This is a genomic window from Staphylococcus sp. GW821-FHT11H10 (assembly GCF_058807855.1).
This window is the reverse complement of sequence record NZ_JBXARC010000013.1, coordinates 24,206-41,336: the sequence shown is the minus strand read 5'-3', so window position 1 is coordinate 41,336 and position 17,131 is coordinate 24,206. Positions and strand designations below refer to the sequence as shown.

The following is a 17,131-nucleotide window of genomic DNA, read 5'->3' as shown; positions in this document are numbered from 1 at the left end:
CTATAGTGTTGTAACTAATAAAGTTTGATAATTGTATCATTTCATCGTGGTTAGTAAGGTGATAATGAGAAACTTTTATCCGAACTCGTAGAACCATCAAATGGAGATTGCTGATTTTGTTCTACACCAGATGATGATGTATTTCTACTTAAGAATGCGAGTACACGTTTCATATTCTCTTTAGATTCTGGCTTCTCTAAATGAAATTGATATTGATGATGTAAATGATGTGAACCATCATAGAATAATGTACTAACAGGAATGCCCTCTTCCTTCAACTTACGGTAAAATTCAATATTTTGACTGTAGAAAGGATCAGCATCACCTACTGATAGATACGTTGAAGGATAATCTTTAGTCACTTGATTAATTGTTGACATTTGAGAAATATTTTTAAATTCTGATTCCCATTTTGTTGCACCAGTATAACTATGCATAAACATTTGAATTCTTGGGAATTCCGTTTCTCTAACTGTCTTCATATCATAAAAACCACCGAAAAAGATAGCGCCTTTTATTTGTGATGGTGTAAAACGCTGTTCAAATCCCATTTCACTTCGTAGTGAACTATTTGTTTGCATAGCAACATATTGACTTGTAAGTTGTGCACCGGCAGAGTCACCGCCTATAACAACTTGATCTAAATCAATTGGGAAGCGGTCTTTATTATGCTTAATAAACTGAATTGCATCATCAAATTGAATGAGTGGTGTAGGATATTTATAATTAGGTGCTAAAGCATAGTTAACATTGACTACTACATAGCCTTGTTCCACAATTTGCGATAGCAATGGATTTTTATATTGTTTATCACCTGCAACATAACCCCCTCCATGCATCCAGAAGATAACTGGCAATTTAGTATCCTTGTCTACATCGTCAGGCATCATAATATCAAGTTGGCTTCCAGGAAGATGATTATTATAGGTAATATTTTGAAATAATTTGACGTTAGGATTATTAATTTGAACTTTTTCACGTTGTTGTTTTTTCTTCTCACTCTCTTGTTGATGGTGGTATAGCCCCCAAGCAACTACAACACTCACAATCACAATAATGACACCTGTGATAATCGTCCATTTTTTCTGAGTATTCATTCCCTACGTTCCTTTCAATTGATTATAGAAAGTTTGCTTATTCATTTAATAGAAAAAGCAACCCGCATAATCATACGAATTGCTTTTAAGATTAAAACATTCACTTTCAATTGTAAAGTATTGCTATTTTAAATCTATGCTATATGATCTTTGTTATCACTCTTACGTACATAGTATTTAATTAATACTGCAACTACGATAAACAGACCAACAACACCCATAATGTTATATAAGAAATTAATTAAGTCTGCAAAACCTACAAAGCTTAAAATAAATGCAGCAATCATCATAATAATGATAAAGATGTGATATTTTTTACTATATGGTTCTGTAAAACGTGCTGCGAATGAATAGCATAGTCCTAAGATTGTATTGTACATAACTGTTAACATGATGACAGTTAGAACAAGACCAATCCATGGATGAATAGCATTAGCTAATGTTAATGTTGGAATTTCAACATCTTTAATTTTAGGATATTCAGATTGTAGTGCAAAGTTAATTAAAGCCAGTAAGATAGTGTAAATCACACCGCCAAACGTTGCACCTCCACCTGAAATTTTACGTTTAGAAGCGTCGCCTCCAATTGCAACGACTGTACTAAAGCCCACTGCAAAAGCTAGACCACCGTACATTAATCCTCTAACTATACCCCAAAATACACTTGTTTTATCAACAGTACTGTTAACTTCATTTAAAGGAACGCTACCTGCGAATAAGTAGTAAACGGCAATAAGTATTACCATAATTATTAAGAATGGTGTGACGATACCAAGTGCGCTCACGATTTTGTTAAAGTCTAATAATAATGTTAAATAAATGACAATAGTCATAATTAAGGCACCTAACCACGTAGGTATGCCAAAACTCTCTTGGAATGTTGAACCAGACCCTGCAATCATAGTGACTGCTATACCAAATAAGAAGAATACTAATATATAATCGAAGATTTTACTAAACTTTTCTCCGAATAAATATTTTAATGTAGACTCATGATTCGTAGCTTCAAATGCTGTACCTATTTTAGCAACTTGTCTACCTATAAAACCAAGAATCAAACCTGAAATAAGTACACCAATATAAGACCATAAACCATATGGTGTAAAGAATTGCATAACTTCTTGTCCAGTTGAGAATCCGGCACCTACTACAATGCCGACATAGGCGAAACCAATTTTTACAGCTTCTTTATTTAATCCCATGCGAAAATATAACCTCCTTAAATTTGACACATTGTGCATTATAACGCACTTCAAATAATATGCAACAGTGCATAAAGGTTACGAACCGGCGTTTATCGGCTATAAACACTATGCTATATACGCTTGTTAAGGATTTAAAATTCTTTAAAAATTATTATAATTATCTTATTTTTCATAAATAAGTAACTAGTAAATCATATTTAATTCTATATATGACATATATCACATCTAAATTTTTAAACAAATAATAGTAATAAACATTATAGTAAAATTTAATCGGAACTTTTTGAATGATATAAAACAAAAAAACCAGTAAATGTATCTATTAAACACATTTACTGGTAATATATCTAAACGCTAGAAAGTAATTAGTTAATCAATGAGACAATCATTTACATGCTTATTAATTAGAATTTCCATATTGTTGTAGTTCGTTAATATCAACGACAACATTATCCATGCGCTTAGCTGTTTCTTTAAGTGCATTTCTTGCAACATGATTACTCGGATCTAATTTCAAAATTTGTTTAGCAACTTTGAAAGCTTCCGAATCTGTAATAACAGGTTCGGGAATGGCATGTAATAACAACATTTGTAATAGACTCTTAATTTCTTTACCATTCGTCAATTGAATGGACGCTTGCGCATGGTAATAAGCAGAATCTAATGCCCCTTCTATCTCACTTAGAGGATAGACAAGTAATAGAAATGCTAAATCATGCAATTCAGACGTTTCTTCAAATTTAATCATATCTAAAATACAAGTATAAAACATCATGCTTTCATTTTCATGTGCACATGAAATGTAGGCTTCTTCAAAATCTAGAAAGTCTGCTTTGGCCATTAGTTGTCTAACTTGTTCAAATTCTCCACTTAAAACGTATTCCTTGATGCTGTTTTGCATGACCTTGCCCACCTACTCTTTCGCTTTACTATAATAATCTATTTTATCACAATCATTTGTCATTTTCATTTTATAAATTACTTATTTATAAAATTTATTTTGCGCATTTATTTGATTATTATATTTACGCACATTATTTAAACATTAATCAAATGTATTTTCTTTAAAAGAAGTTTGAGCGACTTCTTTTACCGCTTCATCAGTTGTTCCGCCAACTGAGAGTTTCACTGCAGCAGTAAAACTACCTTCAACTATTGGTGCATCTATCTTCTTAATATGATGTGATCCTTCATACATCTCAATTGCTAAATCTAAATTCATTTCAGAAGAACCTAGATCATAAAAACACAATGCGTCATCATCTAAGTTATTGATAATATTTTGAATATCATCAAATGATGTACCTATGCCTCCATCGACACCGCCGTGAGCTACAACGTTAACATCTTGCGCCATCTGATTGAGCAAAGCTTTAGTACCATTCGCAATGTCTTCACTATGGCTAATAATTATAATTGTTGTCATTCAATGTCATCTCCAATCAGTGCACTTAATACGTAAACCATACTTTGGGCACCAGGGTCGATATAACCTATTGAATCCTTTTTAAAGTATGCTGCACGTCCTTTTGTAGCTTCTATCTCTTTCGTATCAGTAGCAAATTGTTGTAGTATCTCTGACGTAATTGTTTCATCATTTTCTAAAGCTTCACGCGCTCGATCTACAACATCAAACATCGTCTTCTCATCTCGTTGTACTTTACCTCTCTGCGCAATCGCATTAGCAAATTCAGTAACAACAGCTTTTAAATTTTCTTTGTCCATTTCATCATTAACAACATTAGCCATTTTAACAAAGCTAAATCCATATAATGGACCAGATGCACCACCAATATTTGACATTAATGCCATACCAGTAGATTTAAATAGCGATGACATACTACTATCATCTATCTTGTCTTTCAAACTTTTAAATCCACGCAACATATTGACACCATGATCGCCATCACCGATTGCTCTATCTAAATCCGTTAATAATGTTTCTTTCTCTGAAAACACTGCCTCTAAATTTAATAATCGTTGTTTCATATCTTTAACATCCATTTTTAATCACCTCAGTTGAATGTAGTTTTCTTTTTAAAAGTAGCGAGACGTAGTAGGTGCTTGTAAAGCTTTGAGTAGTTCTTCATTATTAGGAAGTAGTGTGATTGAAAAACCTTGCATATCTAATGAAGTCATATAATCACCAACAAACCATTGCGCCACATCTCTATTTTGCTTTTCTAAATAAAGTGAGCAATATTTAGTCACAATATTTAATTCTGATAGTGGTGTACCACCCATTCCATTAACTATAACTATTAAAGATTGCTCTTGATTTTCTTTAAGTAATCGACTTAATAACCGTTCAACGATACTATCGATTTCTTCATAGTGTATTCGTTCAATTCCTTTTTCGCCATGAATACCTATCCCAATTTCTATATCCTCATCATTAATATCAAATCCATATTGGCCTGTTGTCGGAACCATTGGTGGTGTCAGTGCCATACCAATACTTTTAATTTGTGAAACTAATGCTTCAGCTTTTTCTTTAATTTCCTGTAGAGCTAAACCTTGTTCAGCTAGGTAGCCTACATATTTATGAACGCATACTGTGCCTGCAACACCACGTCTTTGCGTTTCTTCAGACACTGATATGTCATCTTTAACGACAACCATCTCTACTTGAATATCTTCCATTTCTGCCATTTCTTGCGCCATTTCAAAGTTCATTACATCGCCAGCATAATTTTTAACAATTAACAACACACCATCACCAGTATCGACAGCCTTAATTGCTTCTAACACTTTATCAGGAGTTGGTGAAGTAAATACTTCTCCGCAAACTGCCGCATCAAGCATCCCTTGCGCAACATAACCTGCATGAGCCGGTTCATGTCCACTACCGCCACCTGAAACAATCGCTACGCCTTTAGATTTCTTTTTACGTCGCACGACAACAGTTTCTGCAATGATTTCGATATCATTATTTGCTATTTTTAAGCCGTCTAACATATCTTTTAAAAAGTTTTCCTTTTGTTTTATTAGCTTTTTCATATGCAACTTCCTCCTTTGGCCTATCAATTTAATTATAAATCAAGCACAATGTATGCGCTATCATTTACATATAAATCGACTTTAATAAAAAAGTGGAAATGGAACAGAATTTATCCTTATTCAAACACAGAGAATTTCAGCGTAAAATTCACTACTAAGGTCTGTCCACTCCCACGAAGATTACTATAATCGTAAAAAGTTTAATATTTAACTAATTAGAAATTATGTCTTGCATATATTTTATACTTCAGTATTACTATTTAATTCATCAATTTTTAAATACTCTTAGATTTATACATTAAATAAATGAAATAAGGTGCGCCTATAATAGCAACTACAATACCAGCAGGTACCCCTGTCGGTTCAAGGATGACTTTACCAATAGTATCTGATAAAACGAGTAAGAAAGCACCTACGATAATTGAAATTGGTAAAAAGAGTTGATGACGTGGCCCAATAATTGATTTTGCAATATGTGGCCCCATTAAACCAATAAATGCAATAGCACCTGCAACAGCCACGGCAATTGATGATAAAACAACAGCAATAAAGAATAGAACTACACGTTCTTTTTCAATCTTAACACCGAGACCTTTAGCAATGTGTTCATGTGTATTAATTAAATTCAATACATTAGATTTATATAATAGAAATGGAATTATAATGATTAGCCATGGAATAGTTGCAATGACAAATGTCCAGTCATCGCCCCAAATATTACCAGCAAACCAAGTAGCTATAAATTCTGACTGATCTTCATTAAATTTAGACATAAGCGTAATAGAACCACCATATAAGGCTGTCTGCATGCCTACACCAATTAGCACCATACTTGAAGGTGTAATGCCATCTTTCTTATTCACACTAAATAAAAAGATAACAATTGCAGTAGCTACACCACCAATGACACTAATCACTGGTAACACATACACAAAATTATCAGGGTTAATTTGTCCTATTGAAATAAATAATGCTATTGCGAAACCACCGCCAGCATTAATACCTAAAATACCTGGCTCCGCAATTGGATTCTTAGTGACACTTTGAATAATAGCGCCACTTAAACTTAACGCAGCACCTGCTAAAATAGTAATTAACATTCTTGGGAAACGAAATTCCATTAAGATTAATTGATCATAATATTCACCTTGACCTATGAGCGTCTTAAAAAAATGATCAACCGGAATTTTATATTCTCCTGAAGACACACTCCATGTACATGCGGCTAATAATAATATTGAAAAAATTACTAAAGTAACGATTTGTTTTCGTCTTAATTTAGGATGAATCATATTGTGCGTCCTCCTCTTTTAACTAAGTATAAGAAGTAAGGCACGCCGATAAATGAAATAATCGCTCCCACTGGCGCTTCACCTAACATTCGTGCTACAGTATCAGCTAAAATCATAAGTAAACCGCCTGTTAAAGCTGTTAATGGTAATACCTTTGAATAGTCTGTACCTACTAAGAATCTGACAATGTGAGGTACCATCAAGCCAACAAAGGCAATTTGTCCTACCATTGAAACGGCTACCCCCGCTAATATCATAGTTAAGAATAAACTTACTCCACGAATCAACGTGATATTTTGACCCAAGCCTTTAGCAAGTGTCTCTCCTAAATTTAAAATCGTTAATTGTTTACTCATTGCTATGATGATAATAATAGCAATGATAATAACAGGTCCGCTCCACATAAGTTGTTTCCAAGTCGTACCTGAAACACCGCCAGCAGTCCAGAAAGTAAGTGTTTGATTCAACTTAAATGTTAAAGCAATACCTTGACTCAAAGCTGTTAAAAGTGCACTTACAGCAGCACCTGCTAAAATGATTCTCATAGGATTGAAGCCATCACGTCTAGAGCGACCTATCGTTAAGACAATAAAGCCACCCAACATCGCACCTAAAAACCCTGCACACATGAGCATTAAGAATGGTGCTGCCGGATAAAAAGCAAATGTTAACGCCAATGCAAATGAAGCCCCAGAGTTTAAACCAATTAAACTTGGATCTGCAAGTCCGTTTTTAGTTACGCCTTGAATAACAGCACCAGCAACTGATAATGCCATTCCAACTAATACCGCACCTAAATCACGCGGTATACGTATCTCACTAATAATATTATGTTGTTGATTTTTAGGATTATAATGAAAAATAGCATCCATAATAGTTGAAAAACTAATTTTCGCTTCACCTATCAAGATAGATACAAGCAATGCGCTTATTAACAACACAAAGACTAAAATAATATAGCCAATAAAACCTATGTTTACTTTTTTATCTTTCTCCATCATGATAAAAATTCCTTTTTCTTAGTTTATCTATATATTATGAATAATTACGTTCGAATAAGTCATATGTCACTAACAGTGGTTTACCTGTACGAGGGTCCGTACTAAGTACGACATCGATATTAAACACTTTTTCTAGAATATCTTTAGTCAACACGTCTTCAGTAGCGCCACAAGCAATGATTTCACCTTTCTTCATTGCGATAAGATGATCAGAAAAACGAATAGCCTGGTTAATGTCGTGTAAGACCATAATAATGGTACAACCTTGTTCTTTATTTAATTGTTGAACTAATTCTAAAATTTCTAATTGATGTGAGATATCTAAATATGTTGTGGGTTCATCTAGGAAAATAATGTCTGTTTTTTGAGCCAATGCCATTGCAATCCAAACTCGTTGACGCTGACCACCACTTAAATCATTAATAGAACGATGTCTAAATTCAGATGTGCCAGTAACATTTAAAGCCCAATCAATCTCTTTTTTATCTTCAGCAGATAGACGGCCGAACCCTTTTTGATGTGGAAAACGACCATAAGATACTAATTCTCCTACTGTAAGACCATCTGCTACTTCTGGTGTTTGTGGTAATATAGCAATTTTTTTAGCAATTTCTTTAGTTGATTGCGTATGAATATTTTGACCATCTAATTGAATTTCACCATTTTTGATTGTTAATAAGCGTGACAATGCTTTTAATAATGTAGATTTCCCACAACCATTAGGCCCAATGATAGACGTAACCTTGCCATCAGGTATTTCTACATCTAAATTGTTAATAATCGAATGATCCCCATATCCAATTTCCACTTGTTGCGCTTTTAAACGATTCATGCTTTCCCTACTTTCATAATAAATAACTTTATATACGATTGAGTTTGTCAATTGATAATAATTATCATAGTCAATAGATGTATTATAACATCTTTGTAAATAACTGACTATTTGTAATCGACAAAGCAAAGGTTAGGTATTTCATTAATTGATGTCGTCATAACACTTTCACCAATATATTGAAACACCTAACCTTATTCATTCTCATTATTCATCCACTAAAAAGCCATTGCCATATACATCTCTCACATCATGCACAACTAAAAAGGCTTGATTATCAATCTTACGTATAATTTTCTTAGCTCGAGACACTTGTGTTTTTGCAACAACAACATATAATACGTCTTTTTCTTCACGACTATAATAGCCTCGACCATCTAATATAGTAAGGCCTCGACCAACTTGTTCATCTATTGCTTTAGCTACTTGGTCAGGCTTACTTGAAATAATCGTCATTGCTTTTTTAGTATTTAAACCTTCTATAACATATTCCATAACCTTCGTACCTATATACAATGAGATAACTGTTACTAAGGCCATTTGCAATGGTAATACTGTTAATGATATGAGTACTACAATCAAATCAAAAAACAATAACGCATATGCAGTACTTACATCTAAATATTTATTAGCAATTTGTGCTAGTATCGTTGTCCCTGCAGTTGTACCACCAGCTAAAACAATAATACCAATGCCTAACCCAACACAAGAGCCACCAAATATAGCGTTAATGATGACATTTCCAGTTTCGACGTGCCAAGACTCAGTTAAACTTAAAAACACTGAGATAAGTACAGTTGCCACAATAGTTAATAACATACTTTTCTTACTTAAAAATTTATACCCTACAATGATCAGTAGCGCATTTGCTACAAAGTTCGTGATGGCTGGAGAAATGTGAAACGCATAATATAATACGATGGCTATACCTGTTACGCCACCTTCTCCTAAATTACCTGAGATAATGAATGCATTAACCCCAGCTGAAAATATGAAAGAGCCTAGTATAACTAAAAGTAAATCTTTAATATTTTTATTCACATACACCAACCCCTTTTAATGTAATATCATTAAAAAGGTTATCACAATCACTAGTGAAGCTACAATATGCATTTCATAAATAGTCTATATCTATATCATTTTCAAGGTATATTTCTATTTCACCATGAATAAGTGAACTAATTTAAAAACAAATATAAATTTTCTGAATTTTTTGTTTACTTCGCCAATTACATTTGCTATAATGTGTATAACTTCTTAATAAGAGAAGTTATCTCCTTTGTGTTGTTTATAGTAACAAAACAAATTTTGCTCGAAGTACTGTGACAGTACCTAGTCCTTACCGTTACAAGTACATTAATATTCATTTCCCATAAAAACCAAGTATATAGGGTGTCTCCTCACCCTACATACTTGGTTTTTATCATGTTAATTAAAATCTACTGAAATTATTAAAAAAATCGTGGAACGAAATTCAAATTGAATACTGCTCCACGATTCTTTTTAATTGATAAACATGTTATGTATCTTCTTACCAAGCAAATAATCCGACAAACGCTGCAGTAAGTAATGATACTAATATACCTGCTAATAACATCATAGGTACGTATTTAGATACAAAATCTGATGTTTTTTGATCGACAATCCCTTTTAATGTTCCGACAATCATTCCGATTGTAGAGAAGTTAGCAAATGAAACTAAGAATGTTGAAATAACAGCTCTTCTGTGAGGGCTATATGAATCAACGACTTTACTAATTTCACCCATAACTACAAATTCATTAGTAACAATCTTCTTAGCCATTTGTTGAGCAACAATCCATGCTTCTCCCCATGGCAAACCAAGTAAAAGTGCAAATGGATACATGAATAAACCTAAAATTTGATTTAAACCGAAACTACCTTTTACGCCTATCCATCCACCAACTAGACCTGTAATTAAGTTTATAAAGCGATCAATTAAGTCTGCTAAAGCAACAAAACTAATTACAAATGCAATAATGATTAATACTAATTTACCTGCATTAAGTACAGAATCACCTAAAAATGAGAAGAAAGGTTGACGTTTTACCGTTTCATTATTTTTGATGCTATAAATGATGTCTTCTTGTTCTTCAACACTAACCGGATTCAAAATTGAAGAAACAATTATCGCGTTGATAATATTTAGTGGTATCGCAGTTAATACGAGATCACCCGGTATCATTTGAACGTATGCACCAACAATAGCTCCAGAGATTGAACTCATTGACATCATAGCCACTGTTAATACACGCATTTCATTCATACGTTTCAATTGTTCGTTTGATACAGCTAATGCTTCAGTATTACCTAAGAACATCATTTCGATGCCAAAGAATGATTCAAATTTAGGTTGACGCGTAATTTTCGCTAGCACCCAACCAATACCACCTATAATTTTAGGTAGAATATTGAAATACATTAATACGTCAAATAATGGTACTACAAGTAGAATTGGGAAGAGTGCGCTAATCGCCATATCCATCTGTTTACCACTAGTGAAACTGCTGAATGCAAATCCTGTTCCAGTATGTGCTGATTGAATTACCCATGCGATTGCTGAAGCTAATCCTTCTACAATAGTTCTCCCAATTTGGAAATAGACGAAGAACCATGCTAAAAACAAGTTTAATACAACAAGAATTAAAATAGATTTCCATTGGATGTTTTTGCGATCTCTTGAAAATAAAACTGCAATTCCCAAAAACGCAAGTAACCCAATGATGTTAACCAATAAAAACATAAGGCACCTACCTGATTAATTTTTTATGACATTAATGTCATAGCATGTCTATACAACAGAACCGTACTTTATTCACTAATTTACCCCAAAAGTTCCGTTAATAATATATTTTTAATTATACCATGAGGTAATGTTCGAGAAAATAAAGATTTTTTAAATAGTACAATAGAAAGCACTAGAGTTAAATTTACTGCTCTAGTGCTTTCTACTTTCATTTCAATTATGAATTTTTCTCAATATCATTATAAATATAATCACCAATATATTGAGATGCTTTTCCATTTTCTATAGAACAAAAATCATTATAAAATGCTTCTATCTTATCTTGATATTTCACTTTATGTTGATCAATTTGTTTTAACTCTTCAGCTAATTTAAACTCGTCTGTAATGATTTCACCTGGTAGGTCGTTCATGTAATCCATGTAGAAACCACGAAGTCCTTTATCATATTTTTCTATATCGTATGCAAAGAAAAATTGTGGACGCTTCAAGATACCAAAGTCAAACATAACAGAAGAATAATCAGTAATTAATGCATCAGAAATTAAGTATAACTCCGAAATGTCGTTATAATTTGATACATCAATTGCAAAGTCATCATATCCATGTAAATCTAAAGCATTAGCAATTAGATAATGCATTCTTAATAAGATGACATACTCATCTCCTATTTCTTTTTGAAGATTAGCTAAATTAATTTTCAAATCAAATAAGTATTGTCCCTTTTTCACAAACTCATCGTCTCTCCAAGTTGGAGCATACATGATAACTTTCTTATCTGCAGGTAAATTCAAGTCACGCTTAATTTGTTCAATATATTCAGTGTCATTTTGACGGTTAACTAATACATCATTTCTCGGATAACCAATCTCCCAAATACGGTCTTCATCCATCCAAAATGCAGATTTAAAAATATCAGAAGAGTATCTATTTGGTGATACTAAGCGATCCCAACGTGATGCTTCAGCATAGAAGTTCTTCTTATAGTTTGCAGTTGTCGTGCCAGGCATTCTAACCACTTTCATATCATTAGCTAAACGTTTTAATGGTGTTCCATGCCAAGTTTGGATATACATTTGATTCTCTTTTTTATTTAAATATAAAGGTAATCTAGCATTTGTAACCCAATATTTCGCTTTAGCATAGGCATCATAATAAGCTTGAGATCCCTTTTTGACTTTAGTAGCATTACCTGGAATATTGTTATTTTCTGGTTTTGAAAAGACCCAAATATAATTTAAATGAGGATAATGTTTTTGCATGTATTCATAAATATATTTAGGACTATCGCTATAATTTTTACCACCAAACGCTTCAAATACAATTGTGTTCGGGTCAACTAAGTCTTCATTATCACTCAGTTGATATTTTGAGCGTTCTTTCATCTTGCTATTTAACACAATATTTTTAACTAAACGTGTTTTATTACGTAAGTCATTAACATATTTGGCATTTTCAACATCATCCATTGATAAAAATAATATTTCTAAATTATATAATACTTTCCCATCTTTTAGGATGTTCCATTTTAAAGCTTTAACAATTTTAATAAGCGCATCTTCAAGTGACACATATCGAGATTTTATATCTCTAAGTGCAGGATCAAATCCACTTTTAATTTCATTTTTCATTCGTTGAATGAGGAAATTTTTAATTCGCTTATCATTCGTTCTTTGCATAGCATCAAAGAAACTATTAACATGATCTTCAAATTTATTTGTAAAATCTTGATCACTTAATGTATTACCATAAAATGGATCGTATACCTCACCACGATAATAGAATGGGAAGTTGGTAATTCTAACAAAACGCTCCGCATATTTTAAATACTCAAGCACAAATGACGTATCTGCATAAATATCTAATGATTCATTAAATTGAATCTGATGCGCTTTAATAATGGCATTTTTAAATAAAATATTACATGCTGATTCTTTTCTCAAAATTGCATTTGGACTTTTTTGATGAGAAGCATATTGCAAACGTACTTTATCTTTATCTACATACTGTGGTCGTTGACTTCTAAATTTATGAATTGGTGCAATCAGTGTATCTAAACCATTCACATGTTGAAGATAGTAATCAACAGCATATGAGGCCAATTGATCATCGGCATCTAGGAATAGTACGTATTGACCATGTGCTTGTTCCAAAGCTACATTTCGTGCATGTGCGTGTCCAGTATTCTCTTGCAATTGAATGAAGTGAACGTCTTTATCATATGATTTTAATGCTTCTTGTAAGATTTCTGTTGAGCGATCAGTTGAACCATCATCGACAACAATAATGTCAAAATCTTGATTTCTCTGGCTTTTTAAACTGTGAATACACTCACTAATATAATCTTCATTATTAAAATACGTAATAATAATCGATAATTTATTCAATATATTTCTCTCCAATTTTTCTATTTATTCTCCGCATGTGTAACGTCATCGATGAGTGATTGATAATTGTTTGATGCTTGTTCTACACTAAATTTTTCACTTAATTTTACATCTTTGAAATGAATATTTCTAGCCATTTCCATTGCATCCGCAAACCCTTCGATGTCATCTTTTTTCACAAGTATACCATTTTCATGATTAGTAATTAACTCACTCGGTCCATAACGAACGTTATATGAGATAACAGGGCAACCATAGTTAATACTTTCCATAATCGATAACCCAAAGTCTTCATACCGACTTGTCAATAATGAAGCTATCACTTTTGAAAAGACTTCTTTAGGATGATTAGTGTGTCCTTTGAATATTACTTTATCTTCAAGTTGAAGTGTTTTAACCAATTGCTTCAATGTGTTTAAATTACCCTCTTTATCTTTTCCATATACAAGCAACTTAGATGAATAACCTTTTTTCAAATAAATATCAAACGCTTTAATAATATGATCAATTTGTTTTTCTTGAGCCAATCTACCAATAAAGCAAAATTGATCTTCAACCTCATCTCGACGATTCGATTGCGCTATGCTGACAAAATGAGGTATGACATCTATTTTATTATCATCTATGCCAAACTGTGATTGAATATCATGTTTTTGGTATTCTGTTAAAACTATATATTTATCGATTATTTCTTGTTTATCAAGTGCTAATTTATATGAATGACGAACTTTATTACCTTGTATATGATTGCTATGAAACATTAATATGCGCTTAATGTCATTTTCGCAATCAATCAATGGTCTGTCGAGTAAACGTGCATCATTAAATACAACACTTCCATTAGGTAAAACATGATTATAATAATAAGTAAATAAAGCTTTTTCATTATTAAAGGTGCGCGTCTCACCACGCTTTGTTAAATGTTCAATATCAATCAATTTGTTCTCTTCATCATTCGTAAAATGTTTCTTTAAATACACGTCACCCTTTTTATCATAATATTCTTCCTTTGTTTTGATTGCCGTTACATCATCAAAATAATCAATCTTATGTAATCTGCCATTTAACGTGAATGCCTTACGTTTAGATACCTTTTGTGAATTAGGATTGATTGTATCTTCAAACTTCATAATCTGTTTGTTCGCATAGTATTTGCGAAATGATACATGAACATTATCTTTATAATATTTAACGTTATCCCCTTCTTGAATGGCCTCTAATCCACGTATCTTAACTTTAGTTTGAATTGGTAACTTTCTAAATAATTTGGGTTCAACAGGTTCCTCTAGTAGATTATAATTCGCAAGCCAATCGTATAAATTGTCTAATTTTGTATTCTCAGTTATTAATTCTTTATTTCTAAAAATTCGATATACATTTTTATAATTAGCGTTATAGTTAGTCGTTAGAATTGTAGAAATTTCTCCCAATTGAGTTTCTAAAAACTTTACTCTATGTAACAAAGATTTTGTCCTTCCACCATGTGTAGGAGGTAAAGTGGAAGTTATTGTATATAACATAATTATGCTCCAATCTTAAGTTTTAAAGTGTGAGACTGTATACTCACATACGTCATTTAATTATTGATGATTATTTCACAATTAACTACATAAGACAAAACATATATTTCATTTTTCTTTTTAAAAAAGTAGTTGGAACAAACTTAAGTTCCAACTACCTAATATTCATTACTCGGTTAAATTTTGAGTAGTAACAAACTGATGGTATTTTTCGTGATTTTGCATTAATTCAGCATGTGTACCTTCACCCGTTACCTTACCTTGATCTAGGAAAATGATTTTACCTGCTTTTTTTATAGTTGAGAGACGATGTGCAATAACAATAGTTGTTCTTCCTTCCATAAGAATTTCTAATGCCTCTTGGATTTTTTGTTCGCTCTCACTATCTAAATTTGCGGTAGCTTCATCTAATAATAAAATATCAGGATTTTTCACAAAACTGCGTGCAATATCGATACGTTGTCTTTGACCTCCAGATAACTTCAGACCACGTTCACCTACTAACGTGTCATAGCCATCATCAAACTGCATAATAAAGTCGTGACAATTCGCTAACTTAGCATACTTAACCAATTCCTCATCCGACACTTCACGGTTTATACCATATAAAATATTGTCACGTATTGTACCGCTCATCATAGAATTCGATTGCATGACATAACCAATCTTATTACGCCAATTTGTGATAGGTACATCATAAATACTTTGGGTGCCATACTTAATATCTCCAGATTCAATGTCATACATACGTTCAATCAGGTTGAATATTGTACTTTTACCTGAACCTGATGGCCCAACAAATGCACTGACCTCGCCTTGAGGAATACGGAAAGATACATTGCTAAGAATAGTTTTGATATCATATTTGAAATCAACATTTTCAAATGACAATTCGCCATCGTTGATTGAAATATGATCTATAGGTTGTAAATCTTCCATTGGTTCAATAGGTTCTTGCATAATTTCAAAGATCCTACTACTTGCACCCACTGCCTTTTTATAGTCTGTAACTAATGTTGAAAGATTCATTAATGGCATTGATAATTGCATCACATAAAAAATCATTGCAATGAGTGCACCCGCTGTAATAGCACCAGTTGCTATTCTTATCGCACCGAAACCTAAGATAACTGCAATCATTAGTAACATAATTACACTTGAAATAGGTTGAATCACTGCAGTAATTTTAGCTTGACGCAGACCCAAATTATAAATTTCACGTAAGTTACTATGCGCATTGTTTAACTCTTGTTTCTCTGTATTCGATACTTTAACTAATCGCATTTCAGTTAACACACGTCCTAATAACCCACTAAAGTTCGCAATTTCAGTTTGTGTATTCATTGATATCTTTTGCATTTTACGTCCTAGTGGAATCATGATCGCCATAAATATCGGAATAGCAATAAATGTTAATAATGTCATTTGCCAATCCATAATAAATAGCATGACGATTGACCCAATGAGCGTTATAACTGCTGGTAGTAATTGTGGCAATTTCTGTGAAATAAATTCATTAATAACCTTTGTATCGTCTGTCAAACGACTCATTAGCTGTCCGCTTTCATTCTTATCAAAAAATGGCATCTTTAATTTAATGATATGTCCCCATAATATGGATCGAATATCATAAATCATTTTTTCACCAATTTTACTTAGTAAATAAATACCTATACCACTTAATAGTGCATTGGCAATAAATATACCTGCAAATAATAGAACGATATTCCAATTAATACTACTTGTAGAGAATTTATCAACCAGCCGTCCGGTAAATAGCGGAATTAACAGACCACTAATACTCCCTAGCGAAGAAATTATGATAGCCGCGATAATTAGTCCATATGGCCACGACAAACGTTTAAATAAGAAAAATAATGGATTTTGTCCTTTCATAAATTAGCCCTCTTTTAATATTCATTTTAAAAATTTAATTATCTCATTTTCCAAGTATAAAGCTTTAGCAAAAAAATTCATATAAACATACTTATATGATAAAATATTTTAGTTGAAATTTTGAAAAAGGAAAGA

At 32.5% G+C, this 17,131-nt stretch carries 14 protein-coding genes; all 14 read right to left on the bottom strand.

Annotation, left to right across the window (positions count from 1 at the left end; translation table 11 throughout):
• Positions 1-50: 50 nt before the first annotated feature.
• Positions 51-1,097 (bottom strand): alpha/beta hydrolase, encoded by a 1,047-nt coding sequence (locus AC1RRU_RS08310; protein WP_011276498.1) that lies wholly within the window; start codon positions 1,095-1,097, stop codon positions 51-53.
• A 134-nt stretch (positions 1,098-1,231) separates the two neighbouring features.
• Entirely contained in the window at positions 1,232-2,299 is a 1,068-nt protein-coding gene (locus AC1RRU_RS08305; RefSeq protein WP_011276500.1) for a YkvI family membrane protein, read from the bottom strand.
• A gap of 403 nt (positions 2,300-2,702) precedes the next feature.
• Positions 2,703-3,203 (bottom strand): hypothetical protein, encoded by a 501-nt coding sequence (locus AC1RRU_RS08300; RefSeq protein ID WP_011276501.1) that lies wholly within the window; start codon positions 3,201-3,203, stop codon positions 2,703-2,705.
• A gap of 144 nt (positions 3,204-3,347) precedes the next feature.
• Entirely contained in the window at positions 3,348-3,728 is a 381-nt protein-coding gene (gene dhaM / locus AC1RRU_RS08295) for a dihydroxyacetone kinase phosphoryl donor subunit DhaM (protein WP_016930907.1), read from the bottom strand.
• On the bottom strand, positions 3,725-4,306 hold the full coding sequence (gene dhaL / locus AC1RRU_RS08290) for a dihydroxyacetone kinase subunit DhaL (RefSeq protein ID WP_011276503.1): 582 nt from the start codon (positions 4,304-4,306) through the stop codon (positions 3,725-3,727). The genes dhaM and dhaL overlap by 4 nt, the downstream gene beginning before the upstream one ends.
• Before the next feature lie 33 nt (positions 4,307-4,339).
• On the bottom strand, positions 4,340-5,302 hold the full coding sequence (dhaK, locus tag AC1RRU_RS08285; protein ID WP_011276504.1) for a dihydroxyacetone kinase subunit DhaK: 963 nt from the start codon (positions 5,300-5,302) through the stop codon (positions 4,340-4,342).
• Between the two features lie 275 nt (positions 5,303-5,577).
• On the bottom strand, positions 5,578-6,594 hold the full coding sequence (locus AC1RRU_RS08280) for a FecCD family ABC transporter permease (RefSeq protein ID WP_016930906.1): 1,017 nt from the start codon (positions 6,592-6,594) through the stop codon (positions 5,578-5,580).
• Entirely contained in the window at positions 6,591-7,595 is a 1,005-nt protein-coding gene (locus tag AC1RRU_RS08275; RefSeq protein ID WP_016930905.1) for a FecCD family ABC transporter permease, read from the bottom strand. Before AC1RRU_RS08275 ends, AC1RRU_RS08280 begins: the two co-directional genes overlap by 4 nt.
• Before the next feature lie 34 nt (positions 7,596-7,629).
• The gene (locus tag AC1RRU_RS08270; protein ID WP_011276507.1) at positions 7,630-8,427 is read right to left on the bottom strand and encodes an ABC transporter ATP-binding protein; all 798 of its coding nucleotides are present in this window, start codon (positions 8,425-8,427) and stop codon (positions 7,630-7,632) included.
• A gap of 207 nt (positions 8,428-8,634) precedes the next feature.
• Positions 8,635-9,468 carry a YitT family protein gene (locus tag AC1RRU_RS08265; RefSeq protein ID WP_016930904.1) on the bottom strand — a complete coding sequence of 278 codons (834 nt, stop codon included), beginning with the start codon at positions 9,466-9,468 and terminating at the stop codon, positions 8,635-8,637.
• A gap of 490 nt (positions 9,469-9,958) precedes the next feature.
• Positions 9,959-11,191: a NupC/NupG family nucleoside CNT transporter gene (locus tag AC1RRU_RS08260; RefSeq protein ID WP_016930903.1), complete on the bottom strand. Its 1,233-nt coding sequence runs from the start codon at positions 11,189-11,191 to the stop codon at positions 9,959-9,961.
• A 220-nt stretch (positions 11,192-11,411) separates the two neighbouring features.
• Entirely contained in the window at positions 11,412-13,580 is a 2,169-nt protein-coding gene (locus AC1RRU_RS08255) for a bifunctional glycosyltransferase/CDP-glycerol:glycerophosphate glycerophosphotransferase (RefSeq protein ID WP_016930902.1), read from the bottom strand.
• Between the two features lie 20 nt (positions 13,581-13,600).
• Positions 13,601-15,100: a glycosyltransferase gene (locus AC1RRU_RS08250; protein WP_016930901.1), complete on the bottom strand. Its 1,500-nt coding sequence runs from the start codon at positions 15,098-15,100 to the stop codon at positions 13,601-13,603.
• A gap of 168 nt (positions 15,101-15,268) precedes the next feature.
• Positions 15,269-16,996 (bottom strand): ABC transporter ATP-binding protein, encoded by a 1,728-nt coding sequence (locus tag AC1RRU_RS08245; protein ID WP_016930900.1) that lies wholly within the window; start codon positions 16,994-16,996, stop codon positions 15,269-15,271.
• Positions 16,997-17,131 lie beyond the last annotated feature (135 nt).